The sequence below is a fragment of the Pantoea sp. PNA 14-12 genome, assembly GCF_004364735.1.
Classification (GTDB): Bacteria; Pseudomonadota; Gammaproteobacteria; order Enterobacterales; family Enterobacteriaceae; genus Pantoea; species Pantoea stewartii.
The window spans coordinates 760741-787425 of the sequence record NZ_SOAJ01000001.1; the positions used below are offsets into that span (position 1 = coordinate 760741).

Annotated in this window: 23 protein-coding genes and 1 pseudogene; 16 read left to right on the forward strand and 8 right to left on the reverse strand. The window is 51.1% G+C overall.

The window, feature by feature from the left end; genetic code table 11:
• Positions 1–83: 83 nt before the first annotated feature.
• The 3 genes and pseudogenes from C7434_RS03705 to C7434_RS03715 form a co-directional block, all read right to left on the reverse strand.
• On the reverse strand, positions 84–938 hold the full coding sequence (locus tag C7434_RS03705; protein WP_033737497.1) for a PRD domain-containing protein: 855 nt from the start codon (positions 936–938) through the stop codon (positions 84–86).
• Between the two features lie 1007 nt (positions 939–1945).
• Positions 1946–2401 (reverse strand): annotated as a pseudogene (locus tag C7434_RS03710) (LysR substrate-binding domain-containing protein); the annotation flags it as partial.
• A 683-nt stretch (positions 2402–3084) separates the two neighbouring features.
• Positions 3085–3786, reverse strand: a complete 702-nt coding sequence (locus C7434_RS03715; protein ID WP_033737494.1) for a helix-turn-helix transcriptional regulator — start codon at positions 3784–3786, stop codon at positions 3085–3087.
• A gap of 127 nt (positions 3787–3913) precedes the next feature.
• On the opposite strand from C7434_RS03715, the gene C7434_RS03720 reads away from it, so the two are divergent.
• Both C7434_RS03720 and C7434_RS03725 read left to right on the forward strand, forming a co-directional pair.
• Positions 3914–5290, forward strand: a complete 1377-nt coding sequence (locus C7434_RS03720) for an MFS transporter (protein WP_133745145.1) — start codon at positions 3914–3916, stop codon at positions 5288–5290.
• Positions 5291–5463: 173 nt separating this feature from the next.
• A complete protein-coding gene (locus C7434_RS03725) occupies positions 5464–5751 on the forward strand; it encodes a chorismate mutase (protein WP_033737493.1) in 288 nt (95 codons plus the stop codon).
• Between the two features lie 111 nt (positions 5752–5862).
• Here C7434_RS03725 and C7434_RS03735 read toward each other — a convergent pair whose 3' ends face one another.
• On the reverse strand, positions 5863–6462 hold the full coding sequence (locus C7434_RS03735) for an alpha/beta fold hydrolase (RefSeq protein ID WP_226375480.1): 600 nt from the start codon (positions 6460–6462) through the stop codon (positions 5863–5865).
• Between the two features lie 76 nt (positions 6463–6538).
• Here C7434_RS03735 and C7434_RS03740 point away from each other — a divergent pair, with 76 nt between their 5' ends.
• A complete protein-coding gene (locus C7434_RS03740) occupies positions 6539–6982 on the forward strand; it encodes an Lrp/AsnC family transcriptional regulator (protein WP_033737491.1) in 444 nt (147 codons plus the stop codon).
• 109 nt (positions 6983–7091) lie between these two features.
• Here C7434_RS03740 and C7434_RS03745 read toward each other — a convergent pair whose 3' ends face one another.
• The 3 genes from C7434_RS03745 to C7434_RS03755 form a co-directional block, all read right to left on the reverse strand.
• Positions 7092–7301 carry a DUF6434 domain-containing protein gene (locus tag C7434_RS03745; protein ID WP_033737489.1) on the reverse strand — a complete coding sequence of 70 codons (210 nt, stop codon included), beginning with the start codon at positions 7299–7301 and terminating at the stop codon, positions 7092–7094.
• A gap of 342 nt (positions 7302–7643) precedes the next feature.
• Entirely contained in the window at positions 7644–7952 is a 309-nt protein-coding gene (locus C7434_RS03750; protein ID WP_033737488.1) for an NIPSNAP family protein, read from the reverse strand.
• A gap of 252 nt (positions 7953–8204) precedes the next feature.
• The gene (locus C7434_RS03755) at positions 8205–9125 is read right to left on the reverse strand and encodes a LysR family transcriptional regulator (RefSeq protein ID WP_033737487.1); all 921 of its coding nucleotides are present in this window, start codon (positions 9123–9125) and stop codon (positions 8205–8207) included.
• A 119-nt stretch (positions 9126–9244) separates the two neighbouring features.
• Here C7434_RS03755 and C7434_RS03760 point away from each other — a divergent pair, with 119 nt between their 5' ends.
• The 11 genes from C7434_RS03760 to C7434_RS03810 all read left to right on the forward strand — a co-directional run bounded on the left by C7434_RS03760 (position 9245) and on the right by C7434_RS03810 (position 22416).
• Positions 9245–9634, forward strand: a complete 390-nt coding sequence (locus C7434_RS03760) for a tautomerase family protein (RefSeq protein ID WP_033737485.1) — start codon at positions 9245–9247, stop codon at positions 9632–9634.
• A 390-nt stretch (positions 9635–10024) separates the two neighbouring features.
• On the forward strand, positions 10025–11032 hold the full coding sequence (gene dgcN, locus C7434_RS03765) for an N-acetyltransferase DgcN (protein ID WP_033737483.1): 1008 nt from the start codon (positions 10025–10027) through the stop codon (positions 11030–11032).
• Between the two features lies 1 nt (position 11033).
• Positions 11034–11999 carry an N-acetyl-D-Glu racemase DgcA gene (gene dgcA, locus C7434_RS03770; RefSeq protein WP_058708467.1) on the forward strand — a complete coding sequence of 322 codons (966 nt, stop codon included), beginning with the start codon at positions 11034–11036 and terminating at the stop codon, positions 11997–11999.
• A gap of 15 nt (positions 12000–12014) precedes the next feature.
• The gene (locus C7434_RS03775; protein WP_033737482.1) at positions 12015–13880 is read left to right on the forward strand and encodes an ABC transporter ATP-binding protein; all 1866 of its coding nucleotides are present in this window, start codon (positions 12015–12017) and stop codon (positions 13878–13880) included.
• Between the two features lie 22 nt (positions 13881–13902).
• Positions 13903–15444 (forward strand): glutathione ABC transporter substrate-binding protein, encoded by a 1542-nt coding sequence (locus C7434_RS03780; RefSeq protein ID WP_015065582.1) that lies wholly within the window; start codon positions 13903–13905, stop codon positions 15442–15444.
• An 81-nt stretch (positions 15445–15525) separates the two neighbouring features.
• Complete coding sequence (locus tag C7434_RS03785; RefSeq protein WP_015065583.1) at positions 15526–16458, forward strand: ABC transporter permease subunit; 933 nt, start codon at positions 15526–15528, stop codon at positions 16456–16458.
• Positions 16455–17339, forward strand: coding sequence for an ABC transporter permease subunit (locus tag C7434_RS03790; RefSeq protein WP_033737479.1), 885 nt, complete (start codon positions 16455–16457; stop codon positions 17337–17339). Before C7434_RS03785 ends, C7434_RS03790 begins: the two co-directional genes overlap by 4 nt.
• Positions 17340–17341: 2 nt before the next feature.
• Positions 17342–18385: a P1 family peptidase gene (locus tag C7434_RS03795; protein ID WP_033737478.1), complete on the forward strand. Its 1044-nt coding sequence runs from the start codon at positions 17342–17344 to the stop codon at positions 18383–18385.
• Positions 18382–19203, forward strand: a complete 822-nt coding sequence (locus tag C7434_RS03800) for a M55 family metallopeptidase (protein ID WP_033737477.1) — start codon at positions 18382–18384, stop codon at positions 19201–19203. Before C7434_RS03795 ends, C7434_RS03800 begins: the two co-directional genes overlap by 4 nt.
• A gap of 266 nt (positions 19204–19469) precedes the next feature.
• On the forward strand, positions 19470–20465 hold the full coding sequence (locus tag C7434_RS03805; protein WP_033737475.1) for an IS110 family transposase: 996 nt from the start codon (positions 19470–19472) through the stop codon (positions 20463–20465).
• A gap of 367 nt (positions 20466–20832) precedes the next feature.
• The gene (locus tag C7434_RS03810; RefSeq protein ID WP_133745146.1) at positions 20833–22416 is read left to right on the forward strand and encodes a hypothetical protein; all 1584 of its coding nucleotides are present in this window, start codon (positions 20833–20835) and stop codon (positions 22414–22416) included.
• Between the two features lie 293 nt (positions 22417–22709).
• Here C7434_RS03810 and C7434_RS03815 read toward each other — a convergent pair whose 3' ends face one another.
• Entirely contained in the window at positions 22710–23777 is a 1068-nt protein-coding gene (locus C7434_RS03815; RefSeq protein WP_033737134.1) for a hypothetical protein, read from the reverse strand.
• A 450-nt stretch (positions 23778–24227) separates the two neighbouring features.
• On the opposite strand from C7434_RS03815, the gene C7434_RS03820 reads away from it, so the two are divergent.
• A complete protein-coding gene (locus C7434_RS03820; protein ID WP_033737135.1) occupies positions 24228–24569 on the forward strand; it encodes a cupin domain-containing protein in 342 nt (113 codons plus the stop codon).
• 996 nt (positions 24570–25565) lie between these two features.
• Positions 25566–26474 carry a LysR family transcriptional regulator gene (locus C7434_RS03825; RefSeq protein ID WP_033737140.1) on the forward strand — a complete coding sequence of 303 codons (909 nt, stop codon included), beginning with the start codon at positions 25566–25568 and terminating at the stop codon, positions 26472–26474.
• Positions 26475–26685: the final 211 nt, after the last annotated feature.

The following is a 26685-nucleotide window of genomic DNA, read 5'->3' on the forward strand; positions in this document are numbered from 1 at the left end:
TGACCGGCATAAACCGGGTGGCATATTTTCTGGGGTTTGCCTGATTAAACAGTCACAAGCCGGTAAAGCAATTCAGTAATGCATTATGGGGTGTCAACATCATGCGCACTGCGCTGCACGATGTTTTCAATGTGTACCGTTAGATAGAGTTTTTCTGAGTGACTCATACTGTGGTGATAATGTTTTTTTACGAAGGTGCTGATGGCTTCTACGCACTCAAACGTTCGGGCATATCGCTGTTGTGCCAGCGTGAATAATTCCTCGTCGTCGTTATTTAATACTTCGCCATCAATGACCCGCTGCGCAAAGAATTTTAAATGGGTAATGAAGCGCTGGTAATTCAGACTGTGTTCATCGCGGGTCAGCGTAAAAAAGTATTTTACGATTTGTTGTAACTGACAGAGGAGTTGGGTGATTTTAGTGGTTTTGCCTAAGTTATCATTGAGCCCGGCATTCACGATATGCAGCGCAATACTGCAGGCTTCGCTGTCTGGTAGCACGGTGCCGGTGCGGGCCACTACCATGCCCAGTGCCTGGCGGCCAATCGCATATTCTGCGGTGTAAAAATGACGGACTTCCCATTCCAGTGGGTTGGCGAGCAGCGCGTTATTTTTATGCCGCTCCAGCGCAAAGTAGAGGTGATCGGCCAGCGTAACATACAGCCCTTCGCTTAGTTTATGCTTCAGCGTTTCATGCGCCAGGCTGACGATATCGGCGGTCAACTGGAGAATATCGATGGGAACTTCACTGACCAGATCTTTAAAGCGTGCAGAGATGCCTGAATCTTGCAGCCGAAATATCTTTTCTGCTTCGTGCAGATGAATACGGGCCCCGTTGCGTGTATTAAATCCCAGCCCCCGACCGGTTAAAATCACTTCAAGGCCGTTATCATCTACGGCACTGACCACATTATTATTCAGTATTTGTCTGACCAGCATCGCTCACTCCTGAAACACAATCGGGCAAAACATAAATACAGCGTTGAAGGGATTATCCCTCAGCCTGCATTCAGGTTTTGCCCGATAATCGGTAACAAGCGTGATGCCGGTTAATCCTGGCACCTGGAAAATTGATATTCAATATGAAATTGTGCAGTGAGTCATCTGGCGCGCTGATTTGTGATCCGCTTTACGAAAAGTAATAGATAAAGCCGTTACGTGATCGGGGGGAATGGGCGATGCCGGCGAGTTATTGCGCTGTCAGGTGAGGGGCAGGGTGTTGGGTAGCAGGCAGATCGGGAATAAGCAGGGACGTGATGGCTGTTAAAAAATGAACGTCTGCTATGAGCGAGAAGCGGACGTTAAACGGACTCACTTCAGGATGAATTTCGGGTCGATTTAAACTCTTTCGCAGCAGCATGTGGCCAGCAACGTTCATAGATTATGGACGTGTAATCTTGACCGGTATCACTCGTTATCAGACAGGTGCACTGAAAAGGTTCGCCTGAGGCGGTGCATTTGTGTAGTCGTGCCAGTTCCACCTTAGGATTAAAGTCAATCTTAATGACAGCGTTACTCACCCAATGGTTAGGTAATTTCTGTTTGATTAACAATAATTTGAGCATGTTAGCGTAGTGACAAACCGTGTAACTTTGTAGTCCAGATGTGGCATTAGCCCTGGATAGCATAAGAGGAAAAGTCATTGAGGTAATGCCGTTATCAAGAGCGAGTGATTTAAGCTGGCCAATAGTCCAGTACCCTTTGAAGTCGTTGTTTCTACTTATGAAACTCTCATTAATAGCATTCGCTATGCCTTTTAATTCCCTTCGGCGGGCCATAACTTATTCCTTGATTTTACCTATAATCTATTTAAGCAACTTTAATGTTCATCATCTTGAGAATGCAAATTTTTAGGCTGGCATCTCCGAAATAATGGGTTTATCAATCATTACCATCGGGAAATTTTTTTTGTCCGCATCTGGCACAAAGCGGACGAGCTGACACTGCTACCGGAGCATTCTTTTACCGTGAAGGCCCATTCCCTTTACGCCATCGCTGAACAGTCCGGCGACAAAGTCAGCAAAAGCGCGCACGTCAGGAGAGAGGAAACGCTGATGGGGGTAGAGTATGTTCACCGGCACGGACGGTAGCTGCCAGTCCGCAAGAACCTCAACCAGCGTCCCCTGTTGCAGCTTCTCCGAAACGATATTCTCAGCAAGCTGCGCCAGCCCAAAACCCTCAAGACACAGCCTCATATACAGTCCCGTTTCGTTAACGGCTGCATTTCCCGCTACCGGCACAGAGAGCGTTTCCTTGCCTCGTGTAAAATGCAGTTCATTAGTGCGTCTTCCTGACCCCGAAAAGTAATGGATAGCCCGATGCTGCGACAATGCTTCTGGCGTCTCAGGGATACCGTACTCTTCCAGATAATCCGGAGAAGCGCACGTTACCCAGCGGAAACGTCAGGAGAACCCCAAAATCCGTCATCACGCCTCTGAATTCAGGGGATCGTTTTTCAACCCTTGAACGTCACTTTCCTTAACCCGTAATACCCGGCAAAAAGATATACCACCATAGTACTTACTATAATCCCTGAGAAGGTCAGTGCTATCCTTCTTACAAAAAAATAGATATGGCTTGATGTCAAATTCTCTTCAATATCGAAATATTTTTGAGAATACTGCTCCGCGTAACGATAAATATCACTACTGCGATATGTTACCTGATAAAATGGTAGTCTAGGCTTAATATCTTTGGAATTAAGGTTAACTTCTTGCTTCGTTTGTTCGACTCCTTTGCCTGGCGGGCAGTAAGCCCTGCAGGCGTATTTGTACATTTGTTGTATTATGACTGGTCACATGATACAAATAATCTGGCATTTCTTCCTCACAGATAAAAATTCAACCATTCACGACCTAATATTGATTCATTTCTTTTACTGAATCAAAAAAATCAAAAATAAATTGATGACATGGCTTTGTACTGCAGTGATATTAAGTGGGTGAAATTAATAATCGGCAGGCGAAAGCAGTAGATTTAGGGCATGCTAACAGTAATCGTCTCCGGGGTTGGTGTCAGTTTCACTCGGCAGTAACGGTCACAGGAATATAAACCGGCTGGTTCACATGACTAAATTAAAAAAGGACTATTCTGCTGTGGGGTTACCCTGTAGCTGACGAAGACCAAAATGGTGCCCGAAGGCTTTCCAGCCTGAGGGGGTTATCTTCAGCGCTCTGGATTTACCCAGACGACTCAGCCATTTCCATGAGACAAAAGCATCCAGAAGAGCGGAAGCGAGTGGACCTGCAAGGTGATACTGACGCTCGGTCCAGTCGAGGCACATGCGATGATTCCCTTCCCATTGTTCAGGAATTTCTATTCCCTGTTGCTCTAACCAACGATGTCCTGCGTCTGTCAGCACATAGCGCTGGCTTTCCCTGCTGACAATCAGTCCACGGTTAAGCATCCCTTGCGTGATCGCCACACCGATTTGCCCGGCCAGGTGATCGTAACAACAGCGCGCAAAACGCAGTTCACGGACTGAACTGTTTGAGGTGGTCTTCCACTGCTGGCTCACCGTTCCCACTGAGGCCAGATTTTCCAGGAGCTGTGAAATGTGTGGCCCTGCCAGCCGGTAATACCGATACCGCCCAACAGATTTCATGGATATGAGTCCGCCATCACGCAGTTTAGCGAGGTGAAAACTGGCGGTCTGTGCGGTAACGCCGGCGGCACTGGCCAGGGCACTGGCAGAAAGTGCTTCTCCTCCTGCGAGGTGAATCAGCATTACTGAGCGCACCGGCTCTGCGATGAGATGCGCCACGACTGAAATGTGAAACTGGTTCATAGAATGCGCCACAAAAAGCGAAATCAGTTTAATGGAGGAATTTAACAGTTCGATACGGCTCGAAGCATTATTCAGATCGCCCAGGATATAGTCAATCCACCCTCAGAACAGACAATAACCCCGAACAATGGACACGACTTCTTCAGCTCAAAAACGGTTGTTAGCTGCTGTCAGTATCAGTTACATCATCGTTATCCTCGACACGTCGATTGTCAACGTTGCACTTGCACCAGTGGCTGCAGCGCTGCACGCTAACATGAGTGGGCTACAGTGGATTGTCAGTTCCTATACTGTTACTTTTGCCAGTCTGCTGCTCAGCGGAGGTACGCTTACTGATAAGCTTGGAGCAAAAAACGTTTATCTTACCGGCCTGCTGCTTTTTGCTCTGGCTTCGGCAGGATGCGGCTTTTCGACAACGTTATCCGTTATGATCGTATCAAGGATCTTTCAGGGCGCTGGAGCAGCCCTGCTGGTTCCCTCGTCCCTGGTATTAATAAACAATGCATATCCGCAGCCTCAACAGCGTGCTAAAGCCATCAGTGTCTGGTCTGGTTGTGGTGGGATCGCAATGGCGGCCGGACCATTATTAGGGGGAGTACTGATACAGTTTTTAGGCTGGAGAAGTATTTTTCTGGTCAATATTCCCGTCGCTTTAACCGGAGCTGCGCTGGCGCTGCGCATTCCAGCAGTAAATATCTCTGCCAGAGAGACATCAACAGATTTTGCCGGACAGTTAATGGCCATTGTTGCGATGGGTACATCTGTCGCCGTAATGATTGAAGGTTTTCATCTGGGATGGCGTGATCCATGGATATGCAGAGGAGGGCTGGTGGCTGTAATAGCATGGGGAGCGTTTGTTTTTAACGAGTGCGTAGTGAATCAGCCGGTGCTACCGCTGAAATTGTTTCGCCTTGCTGATTTTTTAGCCTCAGTTACCGTTTCGTTCATTTCAGGATTGGTATTTTACGGACTGTTTTTTCTTCTGAGTCTTTACTTCAGCACGTTGCGTAACTGGTCATCACTTAACGTAGGTCTGGCTTTTCTTCCACTGACTCTGATTGTCACACTGGGCAGCTTTAGTGCTGGAAAACTCAACAGCCTTTTCGGCCCTTTCAGACTGATAGCCGGCTGTTGTGGACTCTACGCTGCAGGATTCGCAGGACTAATGATACTGAGTGAAAATGCATCCTACTGGCAGATCGCGCTTTGCTTTCCGCCTCTCGGTCTTGCTGCCGGCGTCATTACGCCAGTCGCTACAGCCGCAGTCATGAATGCTGTTGCTAGAGAACAATCGGGACTTGCTGCTGGTGTACTCAATGCCTGCCGGCAAGCGGGTTCTGCGCTGGGCGTCGCGATCTTTGGTGGTCTTCTTGGTAATATAAAAACCCTCGCAGAGAATCTGGACGGCGCAATTTATATCGGTATCGCTTTCTCACTGCTTGGCGGTCTGTTATGGATCATTTGCCTGAACAGACATTCAGCCTCCGAAAAGTCTGATTATTGAGAGAATGTCCGCTATGAGCGAAAAGCGGACGTTCGCGGTTATAAGATCGTGGAGGAGGAATTTGCGAATGAGGCCGTATATTCATTTTCAGGGAACAGGTCAAAATTGAAGACTGTTTTAATCGAAAATTTGTGTAACCTGACGTACTCATGTACTAGCTATATGGGGTTGAAATGGATTTTTCATCAATTGATGATGTCAGAAATCGTATCGATCAAATTGACAGTGAACTGGTTAAAATGATCGCGCAACGTGGCCGATGTGTTAAAGCTGCAGCAGCTTTTAAAAGTGACCACTCAGCTGTGCGTGCTCCAGACCGCGTCCAGCAGGTAATCGACAAAGTCAGTAAACAGGCAACTGAAGCAGGACTTCCCGAAGTGATTATCGAAAAGGTCTACCGGGCGATGATCGGTGCGTTTATTGATTATGAACTCGAGCAACACGACCAACTGCGGCAGTAAAAATCCTGACATCGTGCGCCAACATGCCATTCAGCTTCTGGCTTTTACTGTAGCGGGTATCGAGGCGGTGAACGCCAGCAGCGATATCTCTTTTGGGCGGCATACTCACGATCAGTTCGGCATTGTGGACATGGCAATAAGCGCTTTTAACCATGCTCTCCCTTGAGGCCAGTCACCGAGTCCGCTGGCTGCGTTGATATGCCCTCGCTCACCGATATTGACCAGACGACTGCCCCAGGCATCGGCACGGCACTGGCTGTAATGGATATCGGCATAAGGGTCATTGGAACTGACAATCATTATGCTCGGAAATGCGAAATGCTTTTCACTTCGGGAAACACTAAACCCCTGAGCCTCTTCTGGAAACGCATCGCGTGTGGGATCTGGCACTGCGACCAGCAGAGCGCCTCTCACAACCGTGCGGCTATGTTGTGCCCAGTTCGCAACCTGCAGGCAGCCAAGGCTATGGGCGACCAAAATGACGTCTGGCCCGATCTTTCTGACGGCAGTTTCTAAATTTTCGACCCACTCTTCGCAAATCGGGTGATCCCAGTCTTGTCCCGAAATGAGAGTCATTGACGCGTCAGTTTTTGCCCATAGCGTTTGCCAGTGTCCGGAGCCCGAGTTGCCAATTCCCGGAAGAAGCAATATTGGAGATGTCATGTCTTGATTCCCAAAGAGGTGTTCACATAATGTAGTCAAATGCCACATCGTTCCTGAATGGCAAATCATCGAAATACAGCCCGATTAGCCGATGATTCATCTCTGTTTTGGGCAAAGGATCAGCATGGAGCTTGACAGTAAAGATCGGCAAATTCTGGAAGCACTCCAAACGAACGCACGTCAGAGTCTGGCGTCTCTGGGCAAATGCATTGGACTTTCGCAGCCAGCGATGAGCGAACGGGTCAAAAAACTCGAAAGTGCAGGCGTCATTGAAGGTTACGGTGCCCGCGTCAGTTTGCGAGAGATTGGACTGGGATTACAGGCGATCCTGCGAGTACGCACCACCCACCAATACATCAAACAATATCTGGCGTTATTTAACGCTATTCCTGAAGTGATAGAAGCTGACAGAATCACAGGAGAGGACTGCTTCATCGTACGTTGCGTTTTTTCTCAACCGACTGATCTGGAGGCCATTGTCGATGCCCTTGCAGTTCATGGTTCAGTGACGACATCCTTAGTTCTGTCGAATGCGGTACGTAAACAGGTACCTGTACGCCTGAGGTGACCGACTCGTATTTGATCGATATGGCAGAACATTAGCAAGGTTCGCTCTTTGCACGTAACGGGCAGTATCACGGTACAATTTAAGCTGAGAGTAACCAGTTGGGTAACTTTTAAAGGCAATGTCTGCGTTTCCACTCATCCACCACATCACCTAAATTTTTAGGGATATCGTTTCGAATCCAGGCCATAAAAGCACGATCAAATCTAAAATCTGGCCCACATTCATCAGTCATGAAACGACGAACGTTTTGTGTGTTTTTGTAGCTGTTATCCACGACAGTGTTACGAGTCAATGGAGAACCGTGCCAGTCTGTTTTCATTCGTTTACTCCTGTACAGGATGAACGGTAGCAACGATAAAAATACCAGACTGATTTAAGTCCGTCAGCTTTTGGCGCAGAGCGAACGAGCTGACTGAGATGAAGGTCCGCTTTGAGCGAAAAGCGGACGCGCGCAGTTAGTCGAGAGTAGCTGAAGAATTTGCGAATGAGGCCGTATATTCATTTGCAGAGAACAGATCAGGTCACTCGCGATCGTTGCGCCTGTTGCCGTAAAGGCTGTATTCAGTCAACCTGCGCTTTCCCATACCCATTCTGCTCATTCTCACGTGATCCTGCGGACACTCTCTTTCAGGGCATTCGTGCCGCTCTTTTTCACGGTTTCCTACCCCTGAGTGACTGGCCGCATGAAGCTCCGTTCATAACTTATGATGCTTCGATTAACCTGTTCAGTTGCAAAGACAGAAAGGCATTCAGGATCTCTCTTCATTTCTTCACGGTACGCTTCATATGCCGCAAGGCTGGGGAAACTAAAAAGAGCATAGGCCAGATTGTTCGCTCCCTCGTGAGGCAGGTAATAACCGTGATGACTTCCCCCCATACGGTTCACAATAGGAATCCATGCCCGCGCGTAAGACTCAAACTCATCCAGCTTATAGGGATCTATGACGTACTTTAGAAAACAGGTGACCATATCAGTGATGCCTTAAGATAAGAGGGTGATTAGGGATAAGATTACTGACCCCTATAAAACGTGCAAAAACCACGATGTTTTATCACAAGACCACTGTTGCGTCCTTACCTGGTGCCATGACAACGTGAAGTTAAGGAAGCTCTGTGTACATAAAACACTTACCCTCTCATTAAAACAGTGATATGAGCAACGTCCGCTCCTGACACAATGCAGCCCATCCGCACATAATCACCACCACCATTCTACTAAACTCTACTCCGCAAACCTCGCCCGCAGCCACCGAATAAACGTGGTCACAGCCTTAGGAACCTGCGCAGTATGCGGACGTACTACCCATAAGCTTTCGGCAAATGCGTCTACCGTTCGCCATGCGGGCAGAACCTGCGTTAGTGTCCCTGCAGCCAGCGCGGCTCGCGCACTAAAATCAGGAAGCAGGGCGATACCGAGTCCCTGTAATGCCGCATCGCGGACGGATTCGCTGTTGTTAGTGGCAAAATTTCCCTGTCCCTTCACCATTACGGTTTCCTCTCCGCCCGTCACTTTATGGAAATGCCATCGCGGCGGTTCCTGTCCGCGCAGATAGTACAGACAGTTATGCCGCTCCAGGTCGTCGGGCTTTTGCGGGGTGCCGTATTGCGCCAGGTAAGCGGGGGAGGCAACCAGAACCGCATGCGTGTCACACAACTTCAGCGCAATGTGGGTTTCCGGAAGTGTCTGGCTGTGACGGATGGCCAAATCAAAACCTTCACGAGTCAGTGATACCAGACGGTCGTTGACATCCAGTTGAATAGTGACCTGCGGGTACTCCCGGACAAAATCGCCAATGACCGGGACGAGCTGCTGGCGCGCAAAGGCTACCGGCGCACTGACACGCACCAGGCCTCTCACCGGGCCGGTTTCATCACGAATGCGTAAAAAGGATTGCTCAATTTGCGCAAAAGGATCGCGTAAGTTATCCACCAGTTTTTCGCCCGCCGAGGTCAGACGGACGCTGCGGGTAGTGCGCTGCACCAGTGCTGTGCCGGCCATATTCTCAAGCTCTTTGATTTTCTGACTCATGGCTGCCTTGCTGACCTCCAGCCGATCAGCCGCGCGGGTAAAACTTCCCGATTCAGCGAGTACCGTCAGCCAGTACAAATGCACCCACAGTTCATCCGTGCGGAATGCTTTCATCGGGATTGTTCAAAATAGCGAATAATCATTTCAGTCCTGTCTCTTTTTCTTTTCAACAGCAGTCGTCAACATAGCGCGACATCATACACTTACGATTTAGACCAACCGAGGGTTTATTTATGCCATTGCTGACATTCGACATCATTGAGGGACGTTCTGCTACGGAAATCAGAACAATGCTGGACGCTGCACATCGGGCTGTGCTCACCGCGTTTAACGTTCCCGCACGTGACCGTTATCAGATTGTTCACGAAAATAAAAATTACCAGATGGTGTTCCAGGATACCGGGCTGGGGTTTGAACGCAGCGACCGTCTGGTGATGGTCCGGGTGTTTACCAGCCCGAGAAGTGAAGAGCAAAAAACGCGTTTCATGGCGGAACTGGCACGGGAGTTGGCAGAACACTGTGGGGTGGATGGGAAAGATCTGATGATCAGCTTTATTACCAATGCGCCGGGTGACTGGAGCTTTGCGGATGGTGAAGCACAGTATCTGACCGGAAAGCTGTAATTACCGCGTTTCCTCTCGGTTGTCAGTCACAGCGTTTTGAGAGGAAAGATAACATCCTCACCACGCCCAAAGCGTGTTATCCGTGGCACCCGATACCACGCCGGGGCATTATGAAAGACAGCGTCGAAGTAAACGGCCTTGCTTCCCGTTGACTGACATTAAACGATATCTCTCCATGGATTCCCCAGCGGATATTATCCTTTTCCTATGACTCGTCCCGGCACCGGGGCCGATTTCACCCGGATTCGTTGAAATAACGCGGTTGCCATTACTTTTTTATCTGACTATAGCCTGCCGTTATACCCCGCCACCAAACAAGCATTCGTCACCTTTCAACACGCATGAAATAGTGGTTTCAGAACCTTACCTTTGTCTGAAACGAGAACTCTCATGCTAATCCCACAACCCTATTTACTTTTTCTTGGCGATGTTACCGATCCCCTCGCGGCAAAAACGGCGCGCGGTATTCATATCTGGCGACCGGAACAGTGCGTTGGCGAAATTAAACTGCCGGGCTGTACGGTCAGCCTGGGGCTGGATGAACTTGATATCGCCAGCGCCAAAGCGCGCGGCGCGAAAACGCTGGTGCTGGGCACCGCCAACGCAGGGGGTTATCTGCCCGAACACTGGCTGGATACGGTGAAAAGTGCCATTAAAGCCGGCATGAACGTGGCCAGTGGATTACATCATCGTCTGGTGGATGAGCCCGAGCTGGTCACGCTGGCAGAGACGTTTGGTGTTGCGCTTTTCGATTTACGTCATATGCGTCCGAAGCTGAGTGTCGGTAGCGGTAAGAAGCGTTCAGGCAAGCGGATACTCACGGTGGGGACCGACTGCTCAGTGGGCAAGATGTACACCTCACTGGCGCTGGAAGCGGCAATGCGTGCGCGCGGAATGAAAGCGGATTTTCGTGCCACGGGACAGACCGGGATTCTGGTTGCAGGGGAAGGCATTGCTGTGGATGCGGTAATCGCGGACTTTATTGCCGGTGCGGCGGAAGCCCTGTCTCCTGCCAACGATGATGATCACTGGGATATCGTGGAAGGGCAGGGATCGTTGTTCCATCCCTCTTACGCGGGCGTCAGTATGGGGCTTATGCACGGTGCGCAACCGCACTGGCTGGTGATGTGCCATGAAATGGGCCGTCCGCATATGCGCCATTTGCCGCATCAACCGATGGTCAGCCTGAAAGACTGCGTGGAAGCCAATCTGCGCGCCGCCCAGGTGACCAGTGAGTCCGTTCAACTGGCTGGCTTTGCGATTAACACCTCAAACTACACGGAAGAAGACGCGCGCGCCTATTGTGCTGAAATCCGTGCCGAATTCGGTTTACCGGCAACCGATCCGGTGCGTTTTGGTATCGATGACATCGCCGCGCTGCTTCAGGAGCGGGGCTGAGATGAGACAGGTGCAGATCAACGTGGTGGAACTGCCGCTGGCGCGACCGTTTGCTATCTCGCGCGGTGTGCGTACCGCCGTGACGGTTATCCGTGTCACGCTTGAGCAAAACGGCTTTATTGGGCAGGGCGAATGTACACCAACGGCGCGCTACGATGAAACGCCAGACAGCGTTCAGGCCCAGCTTGAGGCGGTACGTGCTGACGTGGAAGCAGGCCTGAGCCGCGATGATCTGCAACACCGTTTGCCCGCCGGCTCCGCGCGCAATGTGCTGGACTGCGCACTGTGGCGACTTGACGCCGCACGGGCCAGTCAAACGCTCTGGCAACAAAGTGCATGCCCGCCGCTACGCTCGGTCGTGACGGCGGAAACCCTCAGCCTCGATACGCTGGAAAACATGGCGCTGGCGGCGGCGGATGCCGTCTCGCGGGGTGCCATCCTGCTCAAAATCAAGCTCGACCGCGATGCGGTTCTGGAAAAAGTGGCGGCGATTCGTGCGGCGGCCCCGCGTGCGACGCTCATTATCGATGCCAATGAAGCCTGGTCGGGAATGGATCTGGAAAGCCTGCTGGTGGCGCTTCAGGCCTTTAACATCGCGATGGTCGAGCAACCGCTTCCCGCTGGTCAGGATCATGACCTGCAACGCTTTCGTCATCCTGTTCCCGTCTGTGCGGACGAGAGTTGCCACACGCGAGAGGACATTGCCAGCCTGCGTCATCGCTACGAGATGATCAACATCAAGCTGGATAAGTGCGGAGGTCTGACGGAAGCGCTGGCGATGGTCGATGAAGCGCACAAGCAGAACATGCGCATCATGGTCGGCTGCATGCTGGGTTCATCCCTGGCGATGGAAGCGGCATTGCCCGTGGCGGTGCACGCAGAGCACGTCGATTTAGATGGCCCGATCTGGCTGGCGGCCGACAGCTCTCCTTTTTTGAATTACTCCGATGGCCGTATCTGGCTGTAACGCGACGAGGCATTGATGACGGACACACGACTCACTTCTTCTGCCACAAGTGCTGACGGCGCATCACCGGTGCTTGCTGTTCAGGACCTTAGCGTCTCATTTCGTGGACGTAGTGGTGAGAATCAGGCGCTTAAAGGCATCAGTTTCGCCATTTATCCAGGCGAAATTGTCGCCGTGGTGGGCGAGAGCGGCTCAGGTAAATCAGTCACGTCGCTGGCCGTGATGGGCTTGCTGGCGAGCAGCGGCCGTATCGATCGCGGCAGCATGCAGTTTCGCGATCGCCGCGGAGAAGTTCATGCGTTAGAAACGCTGGATGACAGTCAGCGCCGCACGTTGCGTGGCCGTGAAATGGCGATGATCTTTCAGGAGCCGATGACCTCACTGAATCCGGTGCTGCGTATCGATGATCAACTCACCGAAGCGTTACGCGACCATCATCAGTGCGACAAGAAACAGGCTCATGCGCGCGTACGTGAACTGCTGCGACAGGTACGTATTGCCGATGTCGATCGCGTCATGAAAAGCTATCCGCACGCGCTGTCTGGCGGAATGCGCCAGCGCGTAATGATTGCTCAGGCGCTGGCCTGTGATCCGCAACTCCTGATTGCCGACGAACCCACGACGGCGCTGGACGTCACCGTACAGGCGCGCATTTTACATATCCTGCGTGAGCTGCAACGCGAGAAAAACATGGCGGTCTTGTTTATCACCCATGATATGGGCGTTGTGGCGGAAATTGCGGATCGTGTTGTGGTCATGCTGCGTGGCGAAGTGGTCGAGCAGGGCACCGTGTCAGAGATTTTTGCCGCCCCGCAGCATGCATATACCAAAGCGTTGCTGGCAGCCGTGCCAAAACTGGGCGATATGCGCGAATACGCGTGGCCGCAACGCTTTCCCCTGTTGGGTGCACAACAGGCGGCGCAACACGAACAGCTGACGGCGCGCTACGACAGCGAACCGCTACTCGATGTACGTGGGCTAAAAGTGTATTACCCCATCCGCAGCGGCATCTTCTCGACCCATACGCATCATGTGCATGCGGTTGAGCAGATTGATTTCAGTCTGTGGCCGGGTGAAACCCTGGCCATCGTGGGTGAAAGCGGCTGCGGTAAATCGACCACCGGGCGTGCGCTGATGCGCCTGATCGCCAGTGAGGCGGAAAGCATCCACTTTGAAGGAAAGGAAATCTCTCATCTGAAAGAGACGGCATTCCAGCCGCTGCGCCGTGAAATTCAGATGGTGTTTCAGGACCCCTATGCGTCACTGAATCCACGTCTGACGGTGGGGTTTACCATTGCCGAGCCGTTGCTGTTGCATGGCATGGTGGACTCACTGGAACAGGCTTCTCCACACATCGATGCGCTGCTGACAAGCGTTGGGCTGTTGCCGGAGCACGCGCGTCGTTATCCGCACGAATTTTCGGGCGGTCAGCGCCAGCGTATTGCCATTGCCCGCGCGATGGCCCTGAAACCGAAAGTGATTATTGCTGATGAAGCCGTATCGGCCCTTGACGTTTCAATTCAGGCGCAGGTGGTGAATCTGATGATGGATCTCCAGCAGCAAACGGGCGTAGCTTGGATATTCATCTCTCATGATATGGCGGTCGTCGAGCGCATTGCCAACCGCGTGGCGGTGATGTACCTCGGCCAGATTGTCGAGCTCGGACCGCGCCAGTCGGTCTTTAATCAACCGCAACATCCTTATACCCAACGTCTGCTGGCCTCCGTGCCGGTGGCAGATCCCGAGAACCGTCAGCCTCGCCGTTTTGATGACAGCGAAATTCCTTCGCCGTTGCGAAAGGTGGGCGAAACGGTCACGAAACCCCGTTATCGGCAGGTTGCACCGCAACACTGGGTCGCTGACGGCATTGCATTGCGATAATCCTTAACGACCAGGAGATTTTATGAAAACGCTGTTCCGCCGTACTTCACTCGCCCTCGCCTTAACGACGACACTGGTCATGACCGCGCAGGCACAGGATCTGCGCATTTCAATGTATGCCGATATTACGGGGCTCGATCCGCACGATACCTCGGATAATGTCAGCTACTCGGTGCAGAGCGGTATCTTTGAGCGCCTGTTTCAGTTTGATCCCCAGATGAAGCTGGAGCCCTGGCTGGCGACCGGTTACACCTCCAACGACAGTGCGACGGAATTTACGCTGACGCTGCGTAAAGGCGTTACCTTCCAGGATGGTACGCCTTTTGATGCGGAAGCGGTCAAAGCGAACCTTGATCGTCTGGCAGACCAGAAAAAAGGGCTGAAGCGCAACAGCCTGTACAAAATGATCGATAAGGTGACGGTGCTGGCACCCGATCAGGTGAAAATCTCACTCAATCAGTCATTTGGTGCTTTTATTAACACGCTGGCGCACCCTTCGGCGGTGATGTGGAGCCCGTCGGTTCTGAAACAGTATCCGGACGAGGCCCAGTTGCGGCTGCATCCGGTGGGGACCGGGCCATTTAAATTCGTAAACTGGACTCCGGGCAAAGCGGTCACGCTGGCGAAGTATGACGGTTACTGGCGGCAGGGCTGGCCCAAAGTCGATCAGGTGATTTTCTCACCCAGCCCGGAAGATGCGACACGGGTTGCCGCGTTGAAATCGGGTCAGGTGGATGCCATTTGGCCTTTGCCTTCGGATCTGATCGCGGCGGTGAAGCAGGACAGCAACCTCGCGATTCAGCGCGATCCGAGCATCTATCTCTATTACATGGCGATCAATACGCAGCATAAACCTCTGGCCGATGTCCGCGTGCGCCAGGCAATCAACTATGCGATTGACCGTAATCTGTGGTTGAAGGTGGCCTTTGCCGGTTTGGGTAAACCGGCCACCTCCGCGATGCCGGAAGGGGTGCAGTTCTATGAGAAGCAGAGCGATCCTGATTACCACTATGCGCCGGATAAGGCCAAAGCGTTGCTGAAAGCGGCGGGCTACCCGAATGGGCTGGATCTCAAGCTCTGGGTCACCAATGCGACCGCCAGCGTGCGCGCCGCCCAGGTGCTGAAGGCGCAACTGGCCACGGTGGGTATTCGCGCCACGGTGACACCGATGGATTCCGGAACGCGCAACGCGAAGCTGTGGGGCGTTCAGGACCCGAAAAAAGCCGAATTTGACCTCTATTATGGCGGCTGGTCGACGTCTACAGGCGATGCCGACTGGGCTCTGCGTCCGCTGTTCGCCACCGAATCATGGGTACCTACCTCGTACAATGTCTCCTATTTCAGCAATCCTGACGTCGACAAGGCGATTGCTGCCGGGCTGGCGACGGCCGATCCGGCAAAACGTGGTATCGCCTATGCACAAGCGCAAAAGCTGTTGTGGAAAGAGGCCCCCGTGGCGTTCCTTGGCACGCCAGACAATCTGGTAGGCAAACGCAGCACCCTGAGCGGCGTTTCGATGCTGCCTGATGGCAATCTGTTGTTTACTCAGGCGTCGTTTAAATAAGTCGCGGATGTCCCTCACGTGCCTTTGCCGGTTGCGGCGGCACGTGAGGCTCCCCGTCTCACCTTTATTTCAGGGAATGGCATGTTTGCATACATCATTCGCCGATTGCTGGAGATGATACCGGTTTTGCTGGTGGTCTCGCTGCTGGTTTTCGGTTTCATCAAGCTGCTGCCGGGCGATCCGGCGCGCATTTATGCCGGGCCGGATGCACCGATTGAAGCGGTCGAAGCGGCACGTCAGCACCTCGGGCTCAACGACTCGTTGCCGCAGCAGTATGTTAACTGGATAGACAGCCTGTTACATGGCGATCTTGGCACCACGTACCGCACCCAGCAACCGGTGCTGCAGGTGATTAAGCAGGGCTTCCTGCCCACACTGTGGCTCGCCTTAGCCGGTTTCGCCTGGTCTGTGCTTCTCGGCCTGATGCTTGGCGTACTCGCGGCCCTGAAACGAGGGAAATGGCAAGACTGGACACTAATGAGCGTGGCGGTGGGCGGTATCTCGATGCCAGCGTTCTGGCTGGGGCTGCTGCTAATCCAGTTCGTTGCGATGCCTTTTGGCCTGTTCTCGGTCAGCGGCTTTAACAAGGCCAGCGATATTGTCCTGCCCGCCATCACACTGGGATCGTCCGTTGCGGCGGTCATGGCACGCTTTACCCGCTCGGCCTTTCTTGAAGTGGCACAGGAAGATTACGTACGCACCGCGAAAGCTAAAGGGTTGCGTAACCGTCTGGTGACGTGGAAACACGTGATGCGTAATGCGCTCATCCCGGTGATCACCATGCTGGGGTTGCAGTTTGGTTTTCTGCTGGGCGGTTCGATTGTCGTGGAAAGCGTCTTCAACTGGCCAGGGTTAGGCTGGCTGTTAATTGAGTCGATCAAAGCGCAGGATCAGCCGGTCATTCAGGCGCTGGTGATGCTGTTTGTATTTGAGTTTATCGTCATTAATCTGCTGGTGGATCTGCTTTACGCGGTCGTCAATCCGGCAATTCGTCTGCGACAGGAGCCGAGATGAGTCATCAATCGCTGACTGATAACCCGCCTCAGGTCATTCGCTCGCCGTGGCGCGATTTCCTGCATGCTTTTGTGCGCAATCCTCTGGCGCTGGTTTCAGGCGGATTTGTCCTGCTGTTGATTCTGGTGGCGATCTTTGCGCCCTGGCTGGCTCCCTGGGATCCGATGGCACCCGACTGGATGGCGTTATCCTCGCCCCCTTCGGCAGCACACTGGATGGGCACCGATGAACTGGGGCGCGACCTGCTCAGTCGTATTATCTATGGGGCGCGTATTTCGCTGTATGTCGGCGTGCTGTCCGTGACGCTCGGCATGATTGTCGGCGTCGTGCTGGGGTTGCTGGCGGGCTATTACGGTGGCTGGGTCGATATGCTGATCATGCGCGGTGCCGATGTGTTATTCGCGTTTCCCGGCATGCTGCTGGCCATTGCGGTGGTGGCGCTTCTGGGAACGGGGCTGAACAATGTCATCATCGCCGTCGCGGTGTTCAGCGTGCCCGTCTTTGCCCGGATTGTGCGCGCCTCCACGCTGTCATTGAGACAGGCTGCCTATGTGGAAGCCGTGCGCTGTGCCGGTGCGCCCGACCGAATCATTATCCTGCGCCATATTCTGCCGGGCACGCTTTCCAGCGTCATTGTTTATTTTACGATGCGCATTGGCACCAGTATTCTCACAGCGGCAGGCTTAAGCTTTATTGGCCTCGGACCGGAGCCGGATGTGCCTGAATGGGGCAATATTCTGGCCATGAGCCGGAGCATGATGATGGCGGGCGCGTGGCACATGAGCGTGTTTCCGGGGCTGGCGATTTTTATCACGGTGCTGGCGTTTAACCTGCTCGGCGACGCGCTGCGTGACACGCTCGACCCGAAACTCAAGGGCTGACGATGGACTTTCAACAATGGCAGTGCGAACTGCTGCTGGATCGCTGGCGTAACGAGCGTCAGTTGGGGCAGCCGCGTAGCGCATGCGGCCCCACTAATCGCATCAGCGATGTGGCTGGTGTGCGCGTCGGCCACGTCACGCTGGCTGAGGGAGGGCGGCAGACTGGCGTCACCGCTATCGTTCCGCCGGGTGATAACCTGTTTCTCACGCCGCTGCCGTGCGGAGCTGAAGTTCTGAATGGCTTTGCGAAACCGGTCGGACTGACACAGGTCGAGGAGCTGGGTGTGTTACACACGCCGATTCTGCTCAGTAACACGCTGGCGGTGGGCACGCTGTTTACCGCGCTGGTACGGGACGCCATCCGTCGTAACCCGGAACTCGGGCGGACGCTACCGACGGTGAACCCGCTGGCCCTGGAGTGCAACGACGGCTGGCTCAATGATATTCAGGCGCTGGCCATCAGTGAGGCGATGGCGCAGGAAGCATTGCATACAGCCGCAGCGGACTTTTCCCGCGGCAGCGTTGGCGCAGGACGCGGGATGAGCTGTTTTAATCTGAAGGGCGGGATCGGCACGTCCTCGCGTGTTATTCCGTCGCTCAATGCCACGCTGGGAGTATTGGTGCTGGCGAATTTTGGCACGCTCAGCGCGCTCACGCTTGACGGTGTGCGACTCGGTGAAGTGATTGCACCACTGCTGGCAGGAGAGGCACCGCAGCGTGATGCCGGTTCTGTCATCATCGTGATGGCGACGGATGCGCCGCTGGATGCGCGTCAGTTGAAGCGTATCGCGAAGCGTGCCGGCGCCGGCCTCGGGCGGCTGGGCAGCTACTGGGGCCACGGCTCGGGCGATATCGCCGTAGCGTTTTCAACGCAACCGCTGCCGCAACCGCCGCAGGACGCCATGCTGGAGCCGCTGCTTGCCGCCGCGGCAGATGCCACCGAACAGGCTGTACTCGATGCCTTGTTGAACGCAGAGCCTGTTACCGGCTTTCGGGGTCACCATCGCCCCTCACTGACTCAGATTCTGGACAGGTTAACCACATGAAAATTTTTATTTCTGCCGATATTGAAGGTATCGCGGGCGTTATGCGTCCGGAGCAATGCACACCCGGCAACCCGGAATATCAGTTGGCCCGTGGTCTGATGGAACAGGAAGTGAATGCCGCGATTGAGGGGGCGTTCGCGGGAGGCGCAACGGAGGTGGTCGTTGCAGACAGCCATGCGCAAATGACCAACCTGCGGGCGGAAAATCTTGATCCCCGCGCCCGGCTGGTGCAGGGCAAACCGCGCGGCTTGTCGATGGTTGAAGGCATAGAACAGCAGACGTTCGACGGATTATTTCTGGTGGGCTATCACAGCGCAGCAGGCGAACCCGGCGTACTGGCGCACACCATTAATGGCCGTGCATTCTGGCGTATCCATATCAATGGCCTGGTGATGGGCGAAACCGATATTTACGCCGCTGCCGCCGCTGAGCAGGGCACGCCACTGTGGCTGGTCACGGGCGACGATCAGCTGCAGAGCTGGATAGCAGAGTATTACCCAACGGTTGACTACGTTTGTGTCAAGCGCGCCATTTCCCATACCTGCGCAGAATCCATTAGTCCCAAAGCGGCACAACGTGCCATAGGCAGTGCTGCACGCGCCGCGCTTGAGCATCAGCGCGATACGCGCACGACCCGGTTGACCGCGCCTTATCATATGCAGCTTCAGGCCAGCAAACCCGTGTTGGCCGATCTGTTCTGCCTGATCCCCGGCGTCACGCGCATCGATGCGGTTACCGTGGGATATCAGGCAGAGCGGATGGAGACGTTGATCAGCTTGCTCAGTGCATTTTCTTACCTGGCGAGTACCCAGTCGTAGCACAGGGACAGCCATGAGGTCAGGGGCGGGTAACCTTCGCCCCTTGTATCTAACCATATGTGGTGATTAGCTACCACCACTGAAGCAGAGTGAGCCGGTCTTCGCCCTTAAGGTCAGATATTGACGATCGCTGAACCTTCTTTTGCAGCATATGGCCCTCCGCTTCACCTTTCACGCCAGCACATCAGGTTGAACGGTTACCGGGAGCACGACTCCGTATGTACAAGGCAAACAGGCGTGACGGTTTATGTGAGAGGAGTGAAACCATGTTTCCAGTCGGTATTGATGTCAGTAAAGACACTCTCGATCTCTGCATGCTTTACGACGGCATGAAAGGTCGCGTCAAAACACGAAATATCCGCAACGACCGCAGCGCAGTTGCGCACATACTTCGCTGGCTCAGGCTTCAGCACTGCGGTCCGGAGGATGTTCATGTGGTGATGGAGGCTACCGGCGTGTATCACGAACGGCTGGCCACGTCCCTTCACGACGCCGGTTTCTTTGTGTCTCTGGCCAACCCTCACCGCAGTCGGGAGTTTGCCCGTGGCATGGGGATTATGACCAAAACGGACAAGGTGGATGCGTATATGCTTGCCTGTTACGCACTGCTGAAAAAACCTCACCGGTGGGAGCCGCCCGCAGCGGATATCAGATTTCTCAGCGCACTTCTGCGCCGGCGGGATGTCCTGCTCGCTGACGCCGTGCGTGAGGAAAACCGGCTCGAAAAGTATCAGTCCACAGACACGCCTGCAGACGTCGTCAGTTCATGCATCAGGATGGCGCAGCTGCTCCGTGAAGAAGTGAGAAGTATTGAACGGCAGGTTAAAGCGCACATTCAGTCCAGCCCGGATCTGAAAAGGGATTATGCGCTGCTGACGTCGATTAAATCTGTCGGGCCCCAGCTGGGTATGCATATGCTGGTTGTGCTCCGCAGCCATCACTTTGAATCAGCAGACCAGGCGGCGGCTTTTCTGGGCGTGGTGCCAGTCGAGAAGCGATCGGGCACGTCGGTTCGGGGGCGTCCACGCATGTCTAAAATCGGGCCGCCTCAGCTGAGAGCAAAGCTTTACATGTCAGCTCTGTGCGGAAAAATTCATAACAAACGTATGCGTACTGTCTACGAGGAAATGTGCTTGCGGGGCAAACCTAAAATGGTGGCTATTGGTGCACTGATGCGAAAACTGGTTCACTGGTGTTATGGCGTACTGAAGACGGGTACTGCCTACTGTGACGGAGGCCCCTATGCTGCGCTGAATACCTGACTCAGGTTGAGTTGGCACTAGACTGACAGAATCACTCATGAGGGCAACCGGGCGGAGTCCGTTATGAGCGAAAAGCGGAAGTTCACCTCAAAACGCCTTATGAGGACTAAGGGTAGTTGTTAGCGGAAATATTTTGGCGGTTTACTCATGCTTTCAGTAAGAGGATCTGCTTTATGCAAAGCGCGTTATCTGTCACTGTGAATTGGTGCTATGATCGTCATCGCCCAGTCTGGTTGGTGAGTTGTAATATTTGCCGATCGGTAAGTTCATACAACCCGGGCTGAGTTACCTTCAAATGATCTACTATTCTGCGTACCTATGTAGGATAAATCACTAATTTTTGGATGTTGATATAACAGAGCGAAAAATGATATTTGAAAGAAAAAAAGACATAGAAGAAACATATGATTGTTCTAAGCTTTTATGTAATAGGTACAACTACACGCCAATTTTATATGCACTAAACATTGCTGAATCTCTACACAAAACCCCTCCAAATGGTCGCTATACTTCTAGGCGTGAACGTTTTATATTGAGTTTGGATGTGAACCAATATAGCCAAAGCTCTTCTTTGCCTAATGCTGTAAATGATTACATAATTCTTGCCGTTAAATTCCTGAGTGAAGAACAAATAAGTATAAAAAATAAATCGAGGAATTACTTTGTAAAATTTAATGATCAAAACTATTTGGTTGAGTGTTACCATGATAGCCTAGTAAATAACACCCCCATGCCAAATTTATTCACTAGATTTGCATGCGGGTGGTTTGTGGATTTTCCCGGCTACGCCTTATGCTTCCTTGACAGTTCGCTGAAAAATAAATATGAAGAGCTTTTCGTTCTTTTCAAGAAAAATTTAGTTTTGTGCATTTCAAGTGAAGATTTTTCTGACGAAGAAATTCTGAAGCTTTACACTTTAGGACCTATTTCAAAAGTTATTTTGATGAGCAATAGTGGGCATGTATCTCATTACAGTTGCACCGCTTTTTTTGACTTTTTTCGCAAAAACATGTATGGGCTTGAGTGGAGTGTAAAAAATACTCATAGTGCGAGTTATATTATAGATGATACATTAAGAAGCAAAGTGGTATCCAGGGTTAAACTCCTAATCAAAAAAATTGAACTCAATAAATATCGCATTGGCATTTACTTTGATTACGGGATCGAATCTGAGTATATAGATTATCACCTGACCGATCTTCGCTCAACTTGTGAAAAACTTATTAATGATTTATTTTCAGATGCATTCCACGAACATAGCAGCGCTATTCAGAACATCCAGAAATTTGTTGATAATTGTAACTATAGGATTGATACCATAAATGGAATAAATTCATTATTGAATGATCTTAACAAGTGTGTTTATGTTATCCCACATAATAAATACCTTTATAAAATAGAACATTCAAGCACATTATTTCACGAGACGAACATCGCAGGTATTTACAAGGAGTTATTATCAGTTAATAACAAAAAACCTTACATTTATTTTACTCAAGAAGAGTTAAACGGCAATGGAAGGACAGACATACAAATAAAATACAATAAGGAAACTATCGGCATTATAGAGGTCAAGCTTTTAAAGCCAGGAGATGAAAATAGAACTGAGGTTATTCGCAAGGGATTGGATCAGTTGTATGATCGATATTCACAAAATCATTATAGGAGAATAGAAAATAACATAATCCTCCAATTGGTTCTTTTTTGTTATGACCCGAACATGACAAATTTAATTAATACTGTGACAACTGCTATCGAAGAGCATGAGAAAAGAGTTAAAGTTAAGTTTTCTGCTTATGATACAAATAGGAGGAATGTAATTAGGATTAAATTAGAAGAAAGTTATAATTTATTAAAAACAAGGGTTGAATATATTGATATAATCATTGTGAAACTAGAGAATAAATATAACAACGATAGGTTGGCAAAAAAGAACTATAAAATATCTTAATGTTTACCCATAATTAATTGCTGCTGCAATCGTGTCATAAGTGATCGCTCAGGCAATCACTTAACTCGATCCTAAAACTGCTCATCGCCAGTCTAGGATTGTGATCTGCTCCCCTTGTTCCATACAGACTATTGTTAGCTACTACCGCTTCTGGCACGAAGCGGACTGCGCACTTCCCCTGATGTTCGCTATGAGCGAGGAGCAGACGTTAAACTTCAGCTATTACAAACATGAAGCTAAAATCACATCATTAATTGTGATTTTATTATATCTGCCCCCGCACGATTATAAGCTCAAAAGAATTCTTCCATTATCATAAATGATAGCTGAGTGCCCGCACGTTCTGGTCTTAAGTATGGGGCTATTTGATTATCAAATAACTTCTTGCAATCAACCAGTTCGTCATCTGTATAAATTAGTGTAAAAACACCATGACTATTAAAATACTCTCTATGTTTGCTCATTTCTTTTGAGAAATTATCAGCGGCCATTTTATTAATTTCTTTTTGTGTCAAGCCTTTAATCTTATGAAGATAACCATGTGAAGACCATGGAGATAGTTCAAATCCTACACGATTTAATGTATAAGGGTTAGTAATCATGAAATCTAATCGATATTTATGTTGTTTCTTCAGTCCTAAATACCTGAACTCTGGAATCATCAAGGGAACCGATAAAGGATTGGCTGAGTTTCTAACAAAATCATTATAATACTCGGAAATTTCATATTCGTATTTAGACCCGGAGTTGCGAACTAATACATTGCGGAAAAATACTAGGTAATGTTCAATACTATCAAATTTAACCTTTTCGTCTTGACCGGGTATGACTAAACCAGTTGTTAATACATGACCTATCGTCCAATACCCGTGATTAAAAGCTCTAATCTCACTCCGATCATTTTCCCACTCCCCATTGTTGAATCGCGGTGTAACCAATAGGCCATAATTTGCATTTTGCTGACCAATCCATAGTTCTGAATCATCTTCATCGGGGCGGTTCTTTGATAGTTCATCAAAATGCTTTAAAAAACTCCTTTTAAGAAATAGCAGTAAGTATTTTTTAAAGTTTGTACTATTTTTGCACTGCTCATCAATCCACTTATAAGCAGGCCCCGCATCACATTCAATTGCTTGTTTTAAGCCACTTAGCCACTTAATCGTGAACTCATTATCAGAGTGAATCACCTCATTTTTCAAATCAATAAAATCATCTGTTTTACTGCCTATTTTGGCATTTAGCGAAGCCTCATTTTCTACTCCTGTATCATTCAAAACAGATGGAAGCAACTCCCGTAGTTCATCCTTGATTTTTGAAATTATTCTATTGCGCGCCGACTTGTTTGGGTCTCTTTTAGCCATTGATGCCACATTCCTTTTTTTAGGATATAAACTGATGAATTGAACTATCCTTTCTTTCGATCTTGGAAGATCCTTCATCACTTTTAAACTCATTTGAATTATCGAGCTTATATCGTTTTATAGAAAAATAATAAACTTAACAATAGAAGGTAAAACACACATAGCCATGAACATACATTAAAAATTATTATTAATCTAGTTCGGCTTATGTCTGCTTTTGGCACAAAGCGGACAGGCTGACTGAGCTGGACGTCCGCTATGAGCGAGGAGCGGACCTCACGACCCTGTTTATAAACTCCTGAGCCCATTAATCCATGGCTATCCATGTATATCGAAACAGGCAAAACAGCGTCCTAATGCACTAACTCATAAAAAAGACATTTACAATCAATGCAATATCAGAATACAACTTTATTAGATTATTGCAAAAGTCGCATAAATAGGAGAGGTATGAAAATTTCAAAAGAAAATGCAGAGCATTATGTCTGGGGCGATGATTGCGACGGTTGGTATCTGGTAAACCGACAAGACATGTTGGTCATTCATGAAAAAATGCCGTCGGGTACTGCTGAAAAGCGACACTGGCACTCCGTCTCAAGACAGTTTTTCTTTGTCCTCAATGGTGTTTTATCTATGGAGTTAGAGGGTGAAACGCACAATATTAAGCCCCTGCAAGGATTAGAGATTCCCCCAGGGGCAAAACATCAAGCCAGAAACGACACGGAGTCTCCCGTGGAATTTATTGTGATTTCGCATCCCACGACAAGAGGGGATCGCTCTGACCTTCTTTAATCCTGCTGCGAACTCACGAAAAACGGCTATGGCTTGTCATAACGCAATGTCAGCGTGGTGACGCTAACGTACCTGAGTATTGGCAACGTCCGCTTCTGGCACAAAGCGGACGTTTTAATTTGAGTTTACCCCTGAAGTGAGAGCCGTATTCAGAATGCCGCTTCAGCGGCATGAAGGCGCCAGATGACGTAAAAGATGGCTGAGAAGTTTAACGGCGCCGTACGCCCGGCGTAGCCGGTTATGAACGTATAAATCGTGCCATTCCCCACCTTTCCCTGAACAGCCTTGCGGGCTTTCAGCAATGAAGAAATCTAGGTAACCCCTTTTAACCCCGGTGAGCGGGCTTCACGGCGCTTGCGACGTGAAGGGCGTGATTTCCGGGGCCTTGGCGTCGGCAGCTTGCTGCTGACGCTTAGGGGGGTGTTAATCGATACTTTCAGCGAAAGTCATGGAACTTAACACGGTAGCTGCAGCTTCCTTTTTTCAGAAACATCGCCGCCGGGCGCGATCGTGCGCACTGACCGACAATCCGCCACCAGGCACCGTCGATCCACATGAGATAACCCGGCCGTCTCCCCGCTGCACCATGGCAGGGCGAACGCCTGGCTTTACCCTTTTCAATAATTCAGCCAGTGAGGGGAAATGGGCCGATACCGGCGCGATTTACACCTGTTTCCCCTTGCTTAAGCCCGGCGCCGCCTTATTTCAGCGCAAGGCGGTAGCGGGTCGCTTCGCCTCCCTCTGTTTTACGGTACAATTTTTGCAGCAGGGATTGTCCTGTCTTTACCCGCCCGGATCGTATCGGCAGTAAGGAATAACGACAGAGGCAGGACAGATTCAGGCGCTGGTCGTTTCTTTGCCCGTACCGCGGGTGAGATGACAGATGGTTCAGGTTTTCCATTTTGATTCAGGCGTTGGCGGTGCTGTAAGTGAAGCGCTGAAAAGGGTGCATCACAGCGGCCTGCGGGTAGCTGAATCCACACAGGGTAAATAATGATGCGGCTCCGTCACATAGAAGTCTTTCAGGCCATCGTACAGACCGGCAGCATCAGCGCAGCCGCGCGCCTGCTCAACGTATCGCAGCCCAATATCAGCCGCGTGCTGAATCATGCAGAACAGCAACTGGGCTTTGCGCTGTTTGAGCGGCGTATCCAAGGCATGAGCGTCACGGCAGAAGGGCGACGGCTGCTGCCAGAGGTGGAAGACCTCTACCAACGCTTACAATCCATCACCCAGCTCACTGAACAACTGCGACGCGGCGAAGGGCAGATCGTCCGTGTTGGTGCGGCTCACGCTTTCGGTCAAATGGTGTTGGCACCGGCATTGGTCACCTGGCGACAACAGGTGCCCTCGGTCAGCGTTGAGCTGGTCACGGAACACTTTAGTACCTTATGCCAAATGATCCTGGAGAATCAGCTTGATTTCGCCCTGGTCTTTGGTCAGCAGGTGGATGCAGCGCTGCTGGCGGAACCGCTGTTTCAGTCGTCAATGGTGGCGCTGCTGCCGCCAAATCATCCCCAGCATGAACCCGTTACGCTGGCATGGTTATGCGCGAATAACCTGCTGATGATGCAGACCCAGGATCCGCTTGGGCGCGTCCTGCACCGCGCGCTACGCGATAAAAAGCTGAATCCGGCGGTGTCGTTATCGATTAAAACCTACTCGGTGATTGCGGATATGGTACTGGCAGGCGGCGGTGTGGGCGTGGTGGATCTGTTCACGGCTTGCCGCTATGCCGAACAGCTAAAATTACTCCCCGTCGCACAGCCGTTGCCGTTTGAAGTGATGCTGATCAGCCGTCGCGATCAACCCCAGTCCCAGTCCACGCTGCAACTTAAGCAGGTCATTCGCAACAGGCTGTGGGACATCGCTCGCCAGTGCGAAGCGCAGTTTATTTGTGACTGAGCAAATAAACGATGGTACGAGGTGCGTTCAGGCCTTTCGCCGCGCCTGAACGGCCCTGGTCGGGCTTTTCAGATGCGCGTTGTGGCTGGCCTGACGACAGGTTGCGCCGTTTTTCCTGCACCGGTTTACGTCATTTCTGATCGGGTAAGGCGACAGAGGGCTTTATGATGGTGCTGTTTAGCCAACCTGTCGCGATTCTGACTCTTCCTTG